The sequence below is a fragment of the Rhizobium laguerreae genome, from assembly GCF_002008165.1.
GTDB lineage: Bacteria > Pseudomonadota > Alphaproteobacteria > Rhizobiales > Rhizobiaceae > Rhizobium > Rhizobium laguerreae.
Genome location: NZ_MRDM01000002.1, coordinates 572,588 through 588,988 on the forward strand (window position 1 = coordinate 572,588; position 16,401 = coordinate 588,988).

General features: G+C 60.8%; 16 protein-coding genes. 6 read left to right on the forward strand and 10 right to left on the reverse strand.

The features are described from left to right. Positions 1-34 precede the first annotated feature (34 nt). From argC to BS630_RS03125, 6 genes are all read right to left on the reverse strand, one after another. Positions 35-967, reverse strand: a complete 933-nt coding sequence (argC, locus tag BS630_RS03095) for an N-acetyl-gamma-glutamyl-phosphate reductase (protein WP_072638825.1) — start codon at positions 965-967, stop codon at positions 35-37. Between the two features lie 60 nt (positions 968-1,027). Further along, a complete protein-coding gene (gene speB / locus BS630_RS03100) occupies positions 1,028-1,990 on the reverse strand; it encodes an agmatinase (RefSeq protein WP_018494132.1) in 963 nt (320 codons plus the stop codon). Between the two features lie 223 nt (positions 1,991-2,213). Next, entirely contained in the window at positions 2,214-3,401 is a 1,188-nt protein-coding gene (cml, locus tag BS630_RS03110) for a CmlA/FloR family chloramphenicol efflux MFS transporter (RefSeq protein WP_077976216.1), read from the reverse strand. A gap of 307 nt (positions 3,402-3,708) precedes the next feature. Continuing rightward, complete coding sequence (gene rpsI / locus BS630_RS03115) at positions 3,709-4,176, reverse strand: 30S ribosomal protein S9 (RefSeq protein WP_003558419.1); 468 nt, start codon at positions 4,174-4,176, stop codon at positions 3,709-3,711. Position 4,177: 1 nt separating this feature from the next. Then, complete coding sequence (rplM, locus tag BS630_RS03120) at positions 4,178-4,642, reverse strand: 50S ribosomal protein L13 (protein ID WP_003558420.1); 465 nt, start codon at positions 4,640-4,642, stop codon at positions 4,178-4,180. Positions 4,643-4,957: 315 nt separating this feature from the next. Then, the gene (locus BS630_RS03125; protein WP_183594463.1) at positions 4,958-5,851 is read right to left on the reverse strand and encodes a LysR family transcriptional regulator; all 894 of its coding nucleotides are present in this window, start codon (positions 5,849-5,851) and stop codon (positions 4,958-4,960) included. Positions 5,852-5,924: 73 nt separating this feature from the next. On the opposite strand from BS630_RS03125, the gene BS630_RS03130 reads away from it, so the two are divergent. Continuing rightward, a complete protein-coding gene (locus BS630_RS03130; protein WP_018483578.1) occupies positions 5,925-6,155 on the forward strand; it encodes a DUF1127 domain-containing protein in 231 nt (76 codons plus the stop codon). Between the two features lie 95 nt (positions 6,156-6,250). Continuing rightward, on the forward strand, positions 6,251-7,081 hold the full coding sequence (locus BS630_RS03135; protein WP_077976217.1) for an enoyl-CoA hydratase: 831 nt from the start codon (positions 6,251-6,253) through the stop codon (positions 7,079-7,081). Here the strand turns inward: BS630_RS03135 and BS630_RS03140 are convergent, their stop codons facing one another. Further along, positions 7,082-7,918, reverse strand: coding sequence for an EamA family transporter (locus BS630_RS03140; RefSeq protein WP_077976218.1), 837 nt, complete (start codon positions 7,916-7,918; stop codon positions 7,082-7,084). A 476-nt stretch (positions 7,919-8,394) separates the two neighbouring features. Further along, positions 8,395-8,718 (reverse strand): hypothetical protein, encoded by a 324-nt coding sequence (locus tag BS630_RS03150; RefSeq protein WP_077976220.1) that lies wholly within the window; start codon positions 8,716-8,718, stop codon positions 8,395-8,397. Positions 8,719-8,856: 138 nt separating this feature from the next. Here BS630_RS03150 and BS630_RS03155 point away from each other — a divergent pair, with 138 nt between their 5' ends. From BS630_RS03155 to BS630_RS03170, 4 genes are all read left to right on the forward strand, one after another. Then, positions 8,857-9,285, forward strand: coding sequence for a CoA-binding protein (locus BS630_RS03155; protein WP_077976221.1), 429 nt, complete (start codon positions 8,857-8,859; stop codon positions 9,283-9,285). 117 nt (positions 9,286-9,402) lie between these two features. Next, a complete protein-coding gene (locus BS630_RS03160; RefSeq protein WP_077976222.1) occupies positions 9,403-10,686 on the forward strand; it encodes an O-acetylhomoserine aminocarboxypropyltransferase in 1,284 nt (427 codons plus the stop codon). Positions 10,687-10,709: 23 nt separating this feature from the next. Further along, the gene (locus BS630_RS03165) at positions 10,710-11,054 is read left to right on the forward strand and encodes a cupin domain-containing protein (RefSeq protein WP_025394081.1); all 345 of its coding nucleotides are present in this window, start codon (positions 10,710-10,712) and stop codon (positions 11,052-11,054) included. Positions 11,055-11,315: 261 nt separating this feature from the next. Next, positions 11,316-13,445: a putative bifunctional diguanylate cyclase/phosphodiesterase gene (locus BS630_RS03170; RefSeq protein WP_077976223.1), complete on the forward strand. Its 2,130-nt coding sequence runs from the start codon at positions 11,316-11,318 to the stop codon at positions 13,443-13,445. Between the two features lie 116 nt (positions 13,446-13,561). Here BS630_RS03170 and BS630_RS03175 read toward each other — a convergent pair whose 3' ends face one another. Both BS630_RS03175 and BS630_RS03180 read right to left on the reverse strand, forming a co-directional pair. After that, complete coding sequence (locus BS630_RS03175) at positions 13,562-14,806, reverse strand: cytochrome P450 (protein WP_077976224.1); 1,245 nt, start codon at positions 14,804-14,806, stop codon at positions 13,562-13,564. A 61-nt stretch (positions 14,807-14,867) separates the two neighbouring features. After that, positions 14,868-16,283 carry a sensor domain-containing diguanylate cyclase gene (locus BS630_RS03180; protein WP_183594465.1) on the reverse strand — a complete coding sequence of 472 codons (1,416 nt, stop codon included), beginning with the start codon at positions 16,281-16,283 and terminating at the stop codon, positions 14,868-14,870. Positions 16,284-16,401: the final 118 nt, after the last annotated feature.

Genomic DNA, 16,401 nt, shown 5'->3' on the forward strand with positions numbered 1-16,401 from the left:
AAACGGCATCGACGCTGATGCCGTCGTCTGCGCCTTACGAGGCGAGCATCAGGTCCATGTTCTGGACGGCGGCGCCCGATGCGCCCTTGCCGAGATTGTCGAGCAGCGCCACCAAATTGATCTGCGAAGCGCCTGACGTTCCGAAGACGAAGAGCTTCATCGTGTCCTTGCCTTCGAGCTCGATGGCATTGACGCGGGGCAGGGCCTTGCTTTCGGCCAACGGCACGACACTGACGATATCCTGGCCGGCATAATGGGCGACGAGTGCGGCATGGATGCTCTCCATCGTCGTGCCCTCGGCGAGATGGTCGAGATGCAGCGGCACCTGCACGATCATGCCCTGCGCGAACTTGCCGACGGACGGCGAGAAGATCGGCGCGCGGTCGAGCAGGCCGTGCACGGTCATCTCGGGCACGTGTTTGTGGGTGAGCGGCAGGCCGTAGAGGAAATGCGGCGCGGTGATCGCATCCGGGTGATCCGGGTTTTCCATCTGCGCGATCATCTGCTTGCCGCCGCCGGTATAGCCGGAGACCGCATTGACCGTTACCGGATAGCCGTCCGGCAGAATGCCGGCGGCGCGCAGCGGCCGGATGAGGCCGATCGCTCCGGTGGGATAGCAACCGGGATTGGCGACGAAACGGGCGGCTCTGATCCTGTCGGCCTGTGCGCTGTCCATTTCGGCAAAGCCGTAGGCCCAGCCGGGATTGACGCGGAAGGCGGTCGAGGTGTCGATGACGCGCACATTGTTGTTGGCCGAAACCATCTGAACCGCTTCCTTCGACGCATCGTCGGGCAGGCAGAGAATGGCGATGTCGGCGCCGTTCAGCATGTCCTCGCGCATGGCGGCGTTGCGCCGTTCGGCTTCGGGTATGGACAGAAGTTCGACATCGCGGCGGCCTGCCATGCGCGTGCGGATCTGCAGACCCGTCGTGCCGTGTTCGCCGTCGATGAAGATTTTCGGTGCCATGTTAAACCTGCGCTTTCAATGGGTTCTGAAGGTTTCCGGATTCAGTTTGAGGATGATAGGTCAGCCTTGTGACACGGCGATGGCGCGTCGCTCGGCATGAAGCCCCAGCATATACATCGCCACCGTTGCCCCCGCAATGGCGGTGATATCGGCATGATCGTAGGGCGGCGATACCTCGACGACGTCGGCGCCGCGGATATCGAGCTGGTGCAGACGCTGCAGCACCGAGAGGATCTTGGCGCTCGATGGTCCGCCTGAGACCGGCGTGCCGGTGCCCGGCGCAAAGGCCGGATCGAGGCAATCGATATCGAAGGTGAGATAGGCCGGCGCGCCGCGCGTATGGGAGATGATCGCCGAGGCGATATCGCTGGCACTCATCTCTTCCACTTGATGACCGTAGAGAATATTGACGCCGCAATCCTCCGGCGCATGGGTGCGGATGCCGATCTGAATGGAGCGGTCGGGATCGATAATGCCCTCGCGAGCGGCGCGTGCCACGAAAGAACCGTGGTCGATGCGGCGTTCCTCGTCGAACCAGGTATCCTGGTGCGCGTCGAACTGCACGAGCGCGAGAGGGCCATGTTTTGCCACATGGGCTTTCAGCAGCGGCCAGGTGACGTAATGATCGCCGCCGAGAGTCAACAGGAAGGCGCCGCTGTCGAGGATGACATTCGCCTGGCGTTCGATAGCGGCCGGCGTGTCCTGATGGTTGCCATAGTCGAGCAGGCAATCGCCGTAGTCGATCACGGCCATTTCGGCGAAGAGATCGCGGTTGAAAGGATATTGCGCATCATTGTCGAAGATCGCCGATGCGCGCCGGATCGCCTGCGGCCCGAACCGCGTGCCCGGCCTGTTCGATGTCGCGGCATCGAAGGGGATGCCCCAGACGGCGACGTCGACGCCAGCGAGCTCCTTGGTGAAGCGGCGGCGCATGAAAGACAGCGCGCCGGCAAAGGTCGGATCGCTGGCAGCGGAGGTGAGGCTGGTCGCCGTGAAGGCGTGGTCAATCGATCTGTTCGCCAAATCGTGCTCCTTTTTCGGTCGCAAAATCATAGTCGCGTTCGATACGGACGCTGCATTGCAGGATCGCCGTTCGACGCCAGAGCGTCGGGCGGCGGGTCTCTCGCGAAGGAATTGGCCGATCCGCCGCGCGCAGAAAGGCGTAGGCGAGGTGCGGACGGATTTCAAGCAATCGTTCGGACGACGGCCGCTCGTTATCGTCGAGCGACCGTTATTTGTCCGCTGCCTATCTGGCCGGCTCCCGCAGGCACCACAATCCAGCCAGCGTCGTCAGCGCGGTCGCTGAGACATAGCCCACGAGCGGCCAGGCACTGTCGCCGCCGAGCAGAATCACGAAGAAGGTTCCGGCAAAGCCGACGATGATGCTCTGGACGCAGAAATAGAGCGCGACCGCCGTTCCTGCCGTGTCGCCAAAGGCGTCGAGGGCGCCGTTGGCGGTGACCGCCGTCGCAACCACGATGCCGATCGCGATGATCCACATCGGCACGACGAAGCTGACGAGGGAAGGCTGCAGAAACAGCTGTCCAAAGGCAAGCAGCACGGCGCCGAGAAGCAGCATTGCCATGCCTCTGGCAAGGCTGCCTGCAATGCCCCAACGCATGACGAAACATTTGGCGAAACGCGCCGTCACGATCATCACCAGCGCCACCGTGGCAAAGGTGAAGCTGAAGGCGATGCCGGAAAAACCGGCTTTGTCGATCAGGATACGGGGTGCCGTCGAGAAGAAGACGAAGAAGGCGCCCATCGCCGTACTGAAGCCGCCCGTATAAACCCAGAAGGGAGGGCTTGTAAGGATCGGGCGGAGAGCGATCTTCGCGGTGACGGCAGGGCGGGTTTCGTGCCATCGCATGCCGGCGTTGTAAAGGGCGGCAACCGAAAGGAGGCCGATGACGAGGAAGATGGCGCGCCAGCCGAAGCGATCCGCGATCAAGGCTCCGATGATCGGGCCGAGCGCGGGTACGAAGGAGAGGATGGAGCCGAGAAGACTATAGATCGTACTGCTTTCGGGACGCCCGGCGTAGACGTCACGCACTGTTGCGAAAGTTGCGACGAGGGTAGCCGACGCGCCGACTGCCTGCAGCAATCTCAAGACCACGAAGATCGGCGCCGACGAGGAGCCGGCAAGCAGGAAGGATGAAGCCGCAAAGAGTGCAGCACCTCCAAGCAGGACAGGCCGTCGTCCGACAATATCGGAAATTGGGCCGAAGACGATCTGGCCGACACCGAGCACGAGCATGTAGAGGCTGAGGGTCAGTTGGATGACCGCCGGCGAAGTGCCGAGCGCCTCCGGCATGACCGGCACGATCGGCAGATAGATATCCATGGCGAGCGAGGCCAGGATGTCGAAGGGTGCCATCAGCAGCAAGGCTGCCGGCAGGGAATAGGTCCATTGCTGGATTTTGGGATAAGACATGGGAAGAACCCGCTCAAATGACTTCATTCGGCGGCGATCTGTCTCTTCATCAGTATCGGGATTGACCGGACAGACGCCGCAACAACAGGGCAGAGTTGTTGCGGCCTATTTGTCTGCGGACTTGGTTGTTCCCATGATGCGACCCTGACTGCGGCTTCGCTCATTTCCGAAGCGCTTTGCCAAGCTTCTACCAGCAGAGCTGGAATGCGACAATGGCGCGCCGGCACGCTTCCGATTTGTTTAAACAGCGCAAAACAAAAAAGGCCGGGTTGCCCCGGCCTTCGTAAATTCCGTCTGTCCGAAGCGATTAACGCTTGGAGAACTGGAACGAGCGGCGGGCCTTTGCCTTGCCGTACTTCTTGCGTTCGACGACGCGGCTGTCGCGAGTCAGGAAGCCGCCCTTCTTCAGCACCGCGCGCAAGCCCGGTTCGAAGTAGGTGAGCGCCTTGGACACGCCATGGCGAACGGCACCGGCCTGGCCGGAGAGGCCGCCGCCGGCAACGGTTGCGACGATGTCGAACTGGCCGTCACGGGCAGCCGCAACGATCGGCTGGCGCAGGATCATCTGCAGCACCGGACGGGCGAAATATTCCGCGAATTCCTTGCCGTTGACGGTGATCTTGCCGGAGCCCGGCTTGACCCAGACGCGGGCAACAGCGTTCTTGCGCTTGCCGGTCGCGTAGGAGCGGCCGAGCGAATCGACCTTGCGGACGTGGGCCGGAGCAGCAGCTTCGGAAACCGTGCCGAGATCCTTCAGGGAGGAGAGGTCAGCCATATCAGGCGCTCCTTACGTTCTTTTTGTTGAGCGCGGCGACGTCGAGGGCGACCGGCTGCTGGGCTTCATGGGGATGGTTGGAGCCGGCGTAAACGCGCAGGTTCTTCATCTGGCGACGGCCGAGCGGGCCCCGCGGAACCATGCGTTCGACGGCCTTTTCGAGGACGCGCTCCGGGAAACGGCCTTCGATGATCTGGCGTGCGCTCCGTTCCTTGATGCCGCCGGCATAACCGGTGTGCCAGTAGTAGACCTTGTCGGAATACTTCTTGCCGGTGAAGACGACCTTTTCGGCATTGATGACGATGACGTTGTCGCCATCGTCAACGTGAGGCGTGAAGGTTGCCTTGTGCTTGCCGCGCAGGCGCATAGCGATGATGGAAGCGAGACGGCCAACGACCAGCCCTTCGGCGTCGATGATCACCCACTTCTTCTCCACCTCTGCAGGCTTCTGGGAGAAGGTTGCCATAGTGAATACTCTCTTTTGGGACCCTTGACCCGAAGGCTTGAAGGGCGTTTCTTGTTGCTTGGATTGGCAGGCTTTAGGCATGCCAAAAAGAAAGCAGCTCAGGTAGGCTGCGTTCTGGCGCGGTGTATAAAGGGAACATGACATCGGGTCAATATCGACGTCCCGAAGGTTTGGAAAAATTTTGAAGCAAAAACAAATACTTAGATATGTGGTATTCTGATACCTCATATTTCTGCGGTCGCGAACTGCTGCGCTTGACGTTTTTCACGTCGTCTCTGCCGGTTTGAAATAGCATCCCATGGTCGAAAGCGGTTCTTAACCTTTGAACGCGCGCAGGCATTTCATCATTTCGCGAAGGCCGCGTGTCAGATGTTTGTCCCGGCGCAGAACCATGCCGAGGCGGCGCGTGAGCCGCGGGTTCAGCGATGAAGTTGCAACGAGGCCGGCGCGCTTCAGCGCCAGCCCCGGCAGGATCGACCAGCCGAGCCCCACGGCCACCAGCTCCTTGATCGCCTCGATGCTGCCGAACTCCATCGCAGGCCGGATCCTGGTATCCGGTGCAGCCAGCCACGCGTCGATCGCCCGCCTGGTATTGCCGCCCTCATAAAGCAGCAGCGTCCTGTCGCGCATGAAGGCGGCGTCCGGCCCGCCTTCGGGCATCAGGCTGCCCGTAGGAGCGACGGCCAGCAGTTCCTCCTCGTAGAACGGCTCGATCTCGAAGTTCCGTCCGGATGCCGGCAGGGCGACGACGGCGATGTCGAGGCTGTTGGCTTCCAGATCACGCAGAATGTCGTCGGCATCGCCGATGCGCACGGTGATTTCGAGGCCGGGCATGGATTTTCTCGCAACGGCGATGGCGCGAGGAAGCAGATGGATCGACGCCGTGCCGCCGCTGCCGATGCGCACACGGCCGCTGGCGCCATCTCTGTACGGCATCATCGCTTCTTCCGCGGCAGCCGATTCCTGAAGCAGCCGCCTTGCATGCACGAGCAGGTCGAGGCCTGCAGCGGTCGGCTGCGCCCGCCGCCCGACACGCTCGATCAGGCGTACGCCAAGCCGCTGCTCGAGCCCCTTCACCTGCAGGCTGACGGCCGGTTGCGTCAGGCCTTCCTTGTCGGCTGCGGCCGTAAAGCTTCCGAGATCGGCGACGTTGACGAAGGCGGCAAGCTGATCGAGGTGGAGAGGCATACAAAAGAAATCCTTATGCATATCATAATATCCATAAGCTTCTTTCGCGGCATCTTCCAGCGCATCTTTCATCCGTTGAAGAAAGGAAGAAGAGATGGCCTTGGAATTAAGCGGGATCCTTGACACACCTCGCGATATCGTTCGGTCGAGACTTCACGGGATGGCGCGCTGGAGCCTGCGGCTGCTGATGACGATCGAACATCACCTCGAAAAGCGCCGCAGCCGCCGCACGCTTTTGGAACTCACCGACGACGAGCTTTGCGATGTCGGTCTGACCCGTGCGCAGGCGAGGGCAGAAACATCGAAGTCGTGGTTCTGGTCCTGACGGCAGCGGTCTCTGCGTGGAGTGCGGATCCTGCTCGAAATTTCCGGCGCCTTGTGGCAAAACGTCTGCCTGGAATCGAGCGCAGGGAGAGCAGCATGGCTGAAATCGTATCCTTCCGGAAGGACGCCGGAGCGGAAGAGGGCGGCTTGCTGACCCGCTCGCTGCGCGACGGCGTGCTGCGGCTTGTGCTCAACAACCCACCGGCCAATGTGCTTTCGATCGCGCTTCTCGAAGCGTTGCTGGAGGAGCTCGAGACGGCCGGGGCGGAGCCGGATGTGCGCGTCGTCGTCATCGCCTCGACCGGCAATGTCTTTTCCGCCGGGCATGATCTCAAGGAACTCACCGCCCATCGCGCCGATGAAGATCAGGGGGTCGATTTCTTCGAAAGATCCTTCCGGCTTTGCGCCGATTTGATGCTGAAGATCGCGCATCTGCCGAAGCCTGTCATCGCCGAGATCGACGGGCTTGCAACGGCTGCGGGCTGCCAGCTCGTTGCTTCCTGCGATCTGGCGATCTGCACGGACAGTTCGACATTCTGCACCCCGGGCGTCAACATCGGCCTGTTCTGTTCGACGCCGATGGTAGCCGTTTCCCGTGCCGCGCACCGCAAGCAGGCGATGGAGATGCTGCTGACCGGTGAGACGATCGACGCCTCGACCGCCAAGGATTTCGGCCTCGTCAACCGCATCGTGCCGAAGCAGTATCTGGCGCAGGTGGTTTCCAAATATGCGGCAGTGATCGCCAGCAAGTCGCCGCTGACGCTGAAGATCGGCAAGGAAGCCTTCCACCGGCAGCTCGAACTGCCCGTGGAGGCGGCCTATGATTATACCTCCAAAGTGATGGTCGAGAACATGCTGACTGAGGATGCGCAGGAAGGGATCGGCGCCTTCCTTGGCAAGCGCAAGGCCGAATGGACAGGTGAGTGATCACGCCAGTTTCAGAACCAGCCCGCCGATCGCGATGACGACACCGGCGACGTAGCGCCAGATGCTGGCTTTTTCCTTGAAGACGGTGATCGAGATCACCAGCGCAAAGAGGATCGCAGTTTCGCGCAAGGCTGCGACGGTCGCGACCGGGGCTTTCGTCATCGCCCAGAGCGCCAGCCCGTAGGAAGCGATCGAGCCGGCGCCGCCGATGAGGCCGCGCCACCAATTGCGGCGAACGTGACTTACCACGGCGAAAGCGCCGCGCTGGGACGCTGCCCAGGAAAACAGCAGCACTGGCGGCAGCAGCGACATCCACAAAGTGTAGGAAACCGCATTGCCGGAGATGCGTGCGCCGATTCCGTCGACATAGGTGTAGCTGGCGATGACGCAGGCATTGGCAAGCGAGAGTATGATGGCGCGGCTGCTGCCGCGCCGCGCCTCCAGGGCGAGGGTCAGCACGCCGGCCGAGATCGTCATTGTGCCGACAAGGGCGCCGCCGGAAAGATTTTCCTGAAGAATAAAACCGCTTGTCGCGGCGATCAGCAGCGGTGCGCAGCCACGCATCAGCGGATAGACGAGGCCGATGTCGCCGGCCCGGTAGGCGGCGGCGACCAATTGGAAATAAGCAAATTGCAGGATGGCGGAGGCACCGATGAACGGCCATGCCGAGGCGTGCGGCAACGGCAGCAATGGCAGGAACGGCAGCGCCGAAACCGCGCCGCCGGCCGAGATCAGCGCCGCATCGAGGGACTTATCGCTCCCCGCCTTGATGATGGCGTTCCATGTCGCGTGCAGCAGTGCGCCGAAGAGAACGAGCAGGATGACGTCGAGAGGCAAGGGAGTAATCCGGATAGGATGAGACGAAGCGGAATACGCCTCGCCTTCGGCGTTCCAAATTCCTGAAAAGACAACTGGGATTTGCACGAAATTGCATGGCGGCGGTCGCTAATGCGCCCATATGACGAATAGCATCCTTTCAGGATGTGAACAATGGCGGCTCATTGCAGCAATTTTTACGTGCGCGCGACATGCGTTCAATCCACGCGACGTTTTCAACTATGAGATGCTTCTAATGGATGCGGGAACAAACGGCGGCATTATCGCGAACAAAAAAAGAAAATATCTGCGGGAATTCGGGAAGTGACTATTCTATGCTGCTGAAATATAGATATTATTCTATAACTTTGACATAGGGGAAAATTAAAGCTTCTGATTGTGCAATCGCTACGAAATCGCAGCGCGGGATTGATCCTCAAACCTTTCGCAAGCGCGAAAGGCGTACAGTTCCTGCGGACCCTATGACGGCGAAAACATCAGAGCTGATGATGCGGAACGAAGAGCATCCCGTCAAGGTTGTCGATGTTCTGGCAGTTCAGAACTCGGCAGCGAGGAGTGTCTTTCGAAGGGATATATGTCCATTCCGCATAATCGGTCGCGTCGCAATAATTGCTGTTGCGGACATAGCGATCGTAGAGCGGCAAGCCACGGGGAGACTGGTAGCGGAAGATGACGGCGCCCTGATTGTGGATGGCGGCGCGCATGCTGGCACAGCTCATGGTGAGCGGATTGTAGCGCGAGATCGCCAGCGCCGGTGATGCGGCGAGCACGAGCATGAGGGCAAGAGCGATTTTTTTCATCGAATCATCCTCAAGGAGTATCCAGTTCCTATATACGGGCCAGTTCATATATACGAGAAAGACACGCAGCCGGTTTCACGGAAACACAAAAAAACAAGCCGGCCGTGCCGAAGGGCTTTCGGGAGTGGAGAAGCGGACATGAATCACGACGGCTATACGGATGATTACCTCGCCGGCATCCTTCATTCGGTAAAGACCATCGCGCTGACCGGCGCTTCGCCCAATCCGGCCCGGCCGAGCAACGGCGTCATGGGCTATCTGCTGTCGCGCGGCTACGAGGTCATTCCTGTCAATCCGGGGCAGGCGGGCAAACTGATCCAGGGCCGCACCGTTTATGCCCGGCTTGCCGACATTCCCGTGCCGATCGACATGGTCGACGTCTTTCGCGCTTCCGAATATCTGGGTGGGGTCGTCGAGGAGGCGCTGGCGCTGAGGCCGCTGCCGAAAATCATCTGGTCTCAACTTGGTGTGCGCGACGATGCGGCTGCGGCAACGGCGGAGGCCGCCGGCATCCAGATGGTGATGAACCGCTGCCCGGCGATCGAGTATCCTCGTCTTATTGCCTGAGTTGCGATCCCCTGAGACGGATTTTCCACCGAACGCCCATGGGTTGAAATGGATCGCGATTAACTTTCGCAAGCGACCGGCTATGATCCTGCCCGTCAGCAACAACTGGAGGACGACATGGCCAAGAACGATCCGGGATTCAATACATTGGCGATCCATGCCGGTGCGCAGCCCGACCCGGCGACGGGCGCGCGGATAACGCCGATCTACCAGACGACCGCTTTCGTCTTCAATGATTCCGATCATGCCGCCGCCCTCTTCGGTCTGCAGGCCTTCGGCAACATCTACACCCGCATCATGAATCCGACGCAGGCCGTGCTCGAGGAGCGCGTCGCAGCGCTCGAGGGCGGCACGGCGGCCCTTGCCGTCGCCTCCGGCCATGCGGCGCAGATGATCGTCTTCCACACCATCATGCGCCCCGGCGAGAATTTCATCGCTGCCCGTCAGCTCTATGGCGGCTCGGTCAACCAGTTCGGCCATGCCTTCAAGAATTTTGGCTGGCAGGTGCGTTGGGCCGATGCCGCCGATCCGGCAAGCTTCGAAAGCCAGATCGACGACAAGACGCGCGGCATCTTCCTCGAAAGCCTGGCCAATCCCGGCGGCACCTTCGTCGATATCGCCGCCATTGCCGACGTCGCGCATCGCCACGGCCTGCCGCTGATCGTCGACAATACGATGGCAACACCCTATTTCATCCGTCCGATCGAGCACGGCGCCGACATCGTGGTGCATTCGCTGACCAAGTTTCTCGGCGGCCACGGCAATTCCATGGGCGGCCTCATCGTCGACGGCGGCACCTTCGACTGGTCGAAATCCGGCAATTACCCGATGCTGTCGAGCCCGCGGCCGGAATATAACGGCATGGTCCTTCACGCGACTTTCGGCAATTTCGCCTTTGCGATCGCTGCCCGCGTGCTCGGCCTGCGTGATCTCGGGCCGGCGATCTCGCCCTTCAATGCTTTCCTGATCCTGACCGGCATCGAGACGCTGCCGCTCAGGATGCAGCGCCACAGCGACAATGCGATCGCCGTCGCGAAATGGCTGAAGGCGCACAGCAAGATCGCCTGGGTGAATTATGCCGGCCTCGACGACGACCCGAACCACGCCCTGCAGCAGCGCTACTCGCCGAAGGGCGCCGGCTCCGTCTTCACCTTCGGCGTCAAGGGCGGCTATGAGGCGGGCAAGACACTGGTCGAGGGGCTGGAGCTCTTCTCCCATCTTGCCAATATCGGCGACACCCGTTCGCTCGTCATCCATCCGGCCTCGACGACACACCGGCAGTTGACCGACGAGCAGAGGATCGCTGCCGGCGCTGGGCCTGACGTGGTGCGCCTTTCCGTCGGCATCGAGGACGTCAAGGACATCATCGCCGATCTTGAACAGGCGCTCTCGAAGATCTGAGATCAGAGGGATCTAGGGCGACCATGACAAATTTCATCACCTTCGATATTGACGGAGTCGAACCCGAATTCGGCGCCCCCGAAGCCGATCGGATCATCTCCGGCGATCCGCATTTCCGCACCTGGAACCTGGAGGAGAGAGAAGGCGGGCTTTATTCGGGCATCTGGGAGGCGACGCCGGGCAAGTGGCGGATCGTCTACGAGGAATGGGAATATTTCAGCCTGCTGGCCGGCCATTCGATCGTGACGGAGGAGGGCGGTGAGCCGGTTCATCTGAAGGCGGGCGATCGGATGATCCTCAGACCCGGCTTCAAGGGAACATGGGAAGTCGTTGAAACGACTCGCAAGGACTATGTGATCAAGGTTTGAGCGGCCAGCAAATGGGCGCGACGAAGCCCGGGCCTTTCCCGTTCGGCTTTGTTTTTGTCGTCGCGGCCGTAGCGATGATCCGAAACGGCAAGCCGGCAAACGGTGTTTTTGGCCCTTTGTCCCGGATTGAAAGCTTTTAACCAATCCCATTAATCGTGCCTACATCGACAAATGCTAAACCTTATCTGCAGCGCATTGCGGACATGATGTCTCCTGCCGTCACACAGACATGGCCTTGCAATTAATCTTTGCGGAATTTGCATGTCGTCGAATCTTGCAGGTAGGTACGTTCGGACCCAGACGTCTTCCATCATCGCGACAACGGTCTTCTTCCTTGTCGTTGCTCTCGTACTGACCGGCCTGATGGCACATGTCGTCGTCACGATGACCCGGTCGGCGAACGAGATCGATGATGCCAGGGCCAGTCGCGCCGCCCGCGCGGCAATCGGTGCGTTTGTGGGTCGCCTGAGCGCGACAACGACGGACAATGCCATATGGGACGATGCCTATAGTGCTGCCTCATCTTCGGCCGCCGCGGATTGGGCCTATGAGAATTGGGGAAAAACCAGCGAGGATTACGCGCTTTATGACGGCGCGATCGTGATCGGCCCTGACCGGTCTTCGATCGTCTCGGCCTATGCCAAAGGCAAGCCCTTCCAGCCGGGCACTTTTTTTGGCGACGTCTTTTATCAGCAGATCAATGCGGCAGCGGCTCCGGCGAGGGCGCCGGTGGTCAATTTCATCAAGACCGAAAGCGGTATAGCCCTGATCGCCTCGCAGGCGATCCAGCCTTTCGAGGACGCCCCCAAGCTTCCGAAGTTCAGTGTGCTGAGTTTCTACAAGGAGCTTACGTCGGAGGTTATCGATACGCTCTCGAACGAACATGAACTTGAAGGCTTGCGCCTTGAGACGACGCCGAAGCCGGAGTTCCTGAACACGCCGATCACCGACATGGAGGGGACCGTCATCGGCTATCTCGTCTGGCCCAGCAAAGCGCCGGGAAGCGCCGTGTTTCATCAGGTCTATCCTTATATCGCAGCCGCTATCGTCATCCTCGCGCTGTTTCTGATCGGCGTTCTGCTGGTTGGCGCTTCCGAAGCGCGGCGCCTGCGCCAATTGGCGCAAGCAGCGATTTTCGAAGCCGACCACGATAGCCTGAGCGGCCTTTTGAACAGACATGGGCTTCTCAACCTGCTGGAAGAGCTGGAGAATTCGACCTCTTCGCCACATCGGCTTTATCTGGTCGACCTTGATGGCTTCAAGGCCGTCAACGACGCCTGGGGCCATGCGGTGGGGGACGATTTGATCCGGCTGGTCGCGAAGGCGCTGACCGCCTGCCACCCCGAAATCATTGCCGCGGCGCGGCTCGGGGGCGACGAATTTGCGCTGGTGCACGTCGGTTCTGCCACATGCGGAGAGATGGAAAAGACGATTTTGGCGCTGTTTGCCGAGCCCTTCAAAATCGACGGACGAACAATCGAAGTTGGCGCAAGCATAGGAGCTGCTGCTCGCGACGGCGACGTCCCGCCCTTGGAGCTTCTCCGTAGAGCGGACATGGCCCTTTATGGTGCCAAGGCAAATGGCAGAGGCCAGGCGATCGAATACGACCCCGAACTGGACCGGGAACGCCAACGGGTCGCCGAACTAGAAGGCCTGTTGAAGAATGCCATCAGCAGTGGCGCAATCGAGGCCGTTTTCCAACCTCTCGTCTCTGCTTCGACGGGCGCTGTGACCGGTCTTGAAGCACTGGCGCGCTGGCGAACTGTAACCGGAAATATCAGCCCGGAGATTTTCATCCCTCTTGCCGAGAGATGCGGCCTCATCGACGCACTCGGCGTTCATATGCTGAGGACATCGATCGAGCATGCCAAGGGCTGGCCCGACCTCGCATTGTCGGTGAACGTTTCGCCAATCCAGCTTTGCAATCCGGAGTTTGCCGCCGAAGTGATCTCGGTCCTGCAGGAACTCGATTTCAATCCCAACCGCCTGACACTGGAGATCACCGAAGGCGTTCTGATGACAAATCCGGATCAGGCGCGACGGTCGATAGACCAGCTCAAGCATGTCGGCATAAAGTTCGCGCTTGATGACTTTGGCTGCGGTTACGCAAGCATTGGCGCATTGCGGCAGTTCGGGTTTGATCGCATGAAAATCGATCGCTCGCTGGTGTCGGCTCTCGACGAAGGCGCAAATGGCGCCGATGTTCTTCGAGCAACCATCTCCCTCGCGACAGCGTTGCGGATTCCCGTTACCGCGGAAGGTATCGAGACTGCCCGCCAGGCGGCGATCTTGCGCGACGCCGGCTGCGATCAGCTTCAAGGATATCTGATTGGAAAACCCATGTCGGCATATGACATATCGAGCAGGCTGAAAGAAGAGTCAGCCGCGTGATGGCGCGAAGATCGTGGCATAGGCTCGGTATTGACGGATCGTTACCGGCGGCGACCGTATTTTCCATTGGATAGTTTTCGGCTGTGGCCTGCTTTTCTAGCGGCTCAGAGGACGGATCACCACTGCAGATCCAGCCGGTCCAGCCCGTGGAAATGGTAGACGTCCTGGACCATAGGTGTCTTTGCCAGCCTCAGGCCCACCAGCCGTTCGAACAGGATCGGAAGCACGACGTTGAGCTCCAGCCGCGCCAGCGGCGCGCCAATGCAGAAATGGATGCCGGCGCCGAAGGAGAGGTTTGCCGCCTCGTTGCGGTCGGGCTTGAAGGTGAGGGGATCGGTGAATTTCGCCGGATCGAGATTGGCGGCGGCGAGGATAAGGCTGACCTTGTCGCCGCGCTTGAAGGAGACGCCGTCGATTTCGGCAGGCTCCAGGGCCCAGCGCTGGAAGATGTGGACGGGCGCGCAGATGCGCAGGGTTTCCTCGACGGTGCGCCCGGTCGTTGCCTCGTCCCGGAAGAGTTCCGCCGGATCGCAGCCGCTGTCGAGGATGGTGCGCACGGAGTTGCCGATCTGGTGCACGGTCGCCTCATGCCCGGCATTGAGCAGCACGATCGTCGTCGAGACGAGCTCCTCCTCGGTCAGATACTGGCCCTTATGCTCGGTATGGATCATGTGGGTCAGCAGGTCGTCGCGCGGTTCGGCACGGCGTTCGGTGATGACCGTCTTGACGTAGTCGGAAAATTCCTTGGCCGCCCGTTCTGCCTCTTCCTCCTGCTCGCGCGTACGGCCGAACATGTACATGCGGACATAGGCGTGCGACCAGGCGAGCAGCTGCGGCCCCATCTCCTCGGGAATGCCGATCATTCGTGCGATCATCGTCACCGGGATGATATCGGCAAAGGCCGAGAGCAGCTCGACCTCACGCTTCTCCGCGAAGCCGTCGATCAGCCGGTTGGCGAGTTCGACAAGTTCCGGCTTCATCTTCTCGACATGGCGGGAAACGAAGGCGCGGTTGACGAGCGTGCGCAGCCGCGTGTGCTCCGGCGGTTCGAGTTCGAGCAGGGAATAACGTTCCGAGAGATCGAAACTGGCAAGATGCGGCATCGGCTCGGCAAGCCCAAGCTCCTCGCGGCTGGCGATATGCAGGATCTGCCGGCCGAAGCGCCGGTCGCGCAGCAGTCCGTTCACATGGTCGTAGCCCGTGAAGAACCACTGCTTCTGCTCGCTCCAATAGAAGGTCGGGCAATGGGCGTGAAGTGCGCAATAGACGGCATTCGGGTTGCCGTAGAAGGCCGGGTTGCGGCTATCAAGCGAGACATGACGGTTGGCGCGGTCGATCGAGAGAAAGGATGGGATCATCATGCCCCGAGCCTTATCGGATTTGCCGGACCTCGGAAAGATGTGGGGCGTGAGGATCCCGGGGCTACCCGGCCCGCGACAGCGTACCCATGCGTCGCAGCGCTTCGACCTGGTCGTCGACCGTCGGCACGAGTTCGCCGGCAGTGCTGTTCGGCGTGGCTGGTGCAGGGGCTGCGGCCTCCGCTTCGCCGAAGGTGACCGTGCAGTTGCGGCCGGCGGCCTTGGCTGCGTAGAGCGCCCGGTCGGCGGCCGAGATCAGCTTGTCAATATTGGCTTCGATCGAGGAGGCGAGCGCAATGCCGATGCTGACGGTGACCGGAACGATCGCTTCGCCGGTGCTGACGGGAAGACGGCAGAATTCGGTGCGGATCGCTTCGGCGATCGCCTCGGCTTCCGTCTGGTCCGCGACGGCGGCGAATGCGGCGAATTCCTCGCCGCCCATGCGGCCGAAGATGTTGTTCGGAATATACTGGCGGGCCATGCGCGCGAAGGCGGTCAGCACGGCATCGCCGGACTGGTGGCCGTAACGGTCGTTGACGCGCTTGAAATGGTCGAGATCGAAGAGAATGACCGCGACCTGGCGCTGCTCGTTATGAGCTCTTTCCTGGATGCCGTCGAAATAGCCGAGCAGGCCGCGGCGGTTGAGCACGCCGGTCAGCGAGTCGGTCAGGGTGAGCGCACGCAGGTGTCGTTCGGAGCGCTCCATGATCAGCCGGCAGGTGAACGCGAAAGCGATGGTCAGCAGGAAGGCGGTGGCCATGGCGGAAGCGCCGCCGAGATTTGTCGCCTCGACATCGCTTGGCATCGTCAGCGTCATCGTCAGGGCCGAGCCGAAGCATAGGCAGCCCTGGAGGACGAACACACCCATCAGCTTGATGCGGGTAGGCTCACGGCGCATGTCGCCGGCGGCGACCGCCATGGCGAGTGCCGTCGCACCCGTCGCCGAAGCAAGATTGTAGAGAACCACCCGATTTGAATAATCGCTGTTGACCCAGGGCAGGAAGACACCGGCGAGCCAGATTGCCGGCGGCAGTAGCGCCCACCACTCGATCCGCTTGCGGTCGAGTGCGAGAAAACCGGCCACCCAGGCGCTCTGGCCGAGCAGGGCGATGGCATTGCCCGCCTCTACTGAAAGCAGGCTGGGGATTTCGCCGCGCAGCGCGACCATCGCAAAGCCGATGCCGGTCAGAAGGAAGCCCAGGCCCCAATAGAGATAGGCCTCGTTCCTGATGTTGTGGCGCCAGGCGACGAACAGCACCAAAGCGAGCGTCATGGCCTCTGAACACCAGATGGCGAGACCTGTAGCGATATTGAACACGGCAGCAACCCCTTGTCTGTCCATTCGCATCCTTGCTGAGGAAGCTCGCCACTTCCTTAATGTCGCTGCGCTGCGGCATTGTTTCGGGCCGATATCTGCCGGTAGGCTTTCCGTTGGGTAAACGTGCATGAGTATTGTCGAATAGAGTAAGCCTTCCTTCATCCTGTCATGGAGAAAAGCCGGGGGAGACCGTAGCAAGGGCTCGCCGTTAACAGGCGATTGAGGGAAAGAGGCTCAATGCATGTCGCCCGGAAGTGTGCAGCGGTTCCGGGATAACGAC

Coding starts and splice junctions, on each gene's coding strand:
- argC (WP_072638825.1), bottom strand. CDS start 967: ATGGCACCGAAAATCTTCATCGACGGCGAACACGGCACGACGGGTCTG.
- cml (WP_077976216.1), bottom strand. CDS start 3,401: ATGTCTTATCCCAAAATCCAGCAATGGACCTATTCCCTGCCGGCAGCC.
- rpsI (WP_003558419.1), bottom strand. CDS start 4,176: ATGGCTGACCTCTCCTCCCTGAAGGATCTCGGCACGGTTTCCGAAGCT.
- rplM (WP_003558420.1), bottom strand. CDS start 4,642: ATGGCAACCTTCTCCCAGAAGCCTGCAGAGGTGGAGAAGAAGTGGGTG.
- BS630_RS03125 (WP_183594463.1), bottom strand. CDS start 5,851: ATGCATAAGGATTTCTTTTGTATGCCTCTCCACCTCGATCAGCTTGCC.
- BS630_RS03130 (WP_018483578.1), top strand. CDS start 5,925: ATGGCCTTGGAATTAAGCGGGATCCTTGACACACCTCGCGATATCGTT.
- BS630_RS03135 (WP_077976217.1), top strand. CDS start 6,251: ATGGCTGAAATCGTATCCTTCCGGAAGGACGCCGGAGCGGAAGAGGGC.
- BS630_RS03150 (WP_077976220.1), bottom strand. CDS start 8,718: ATGAAAAAAATCGCTCTTGCCCTCATGCTCGTGCTCGCCGCATCACCG.
- BS630_RS03155 (WP_077976221.1), top strand. CDS start 8,857: ATGAATCACGACGGCTATACGGATGATTACCTCGCCGGCATCCTTCAT.
- BS630_RS03160 (WP_077976222.1), top strand. CDS start 9,403: ATGGCCAAGAACGATCCGGGATTCAATACATTGGCGATCCATGCCGGT.
- BS630_RS03165 (WP_025394081.1), top strand. CDS start 10,710: ATGACAAATTTCATCACCTTCGATATTGACGGAGTCGAACCCGAATTC.
- BS630_RS03170 (WP_077976223.1), top strand. CDS start 11,316: ATGTCGTCGAATCTTGCAGGTAGGTACGTTCGGACCCAGACGTCTTCC.
- BS630_RS03175 (WP_077976224.1), bottom strand. CDS start 14,806: ATGATGATCCCATCCTTTCTCTCGATCGACCGCGCCAACCGTCATGTC.
- BS630_RS03180 (WP_183594465.1), bottom strand. CDS start 16,283: ATGAAGGAAGGCTTACTCTATTCGACAATACTCATGCACGTTTACCCA.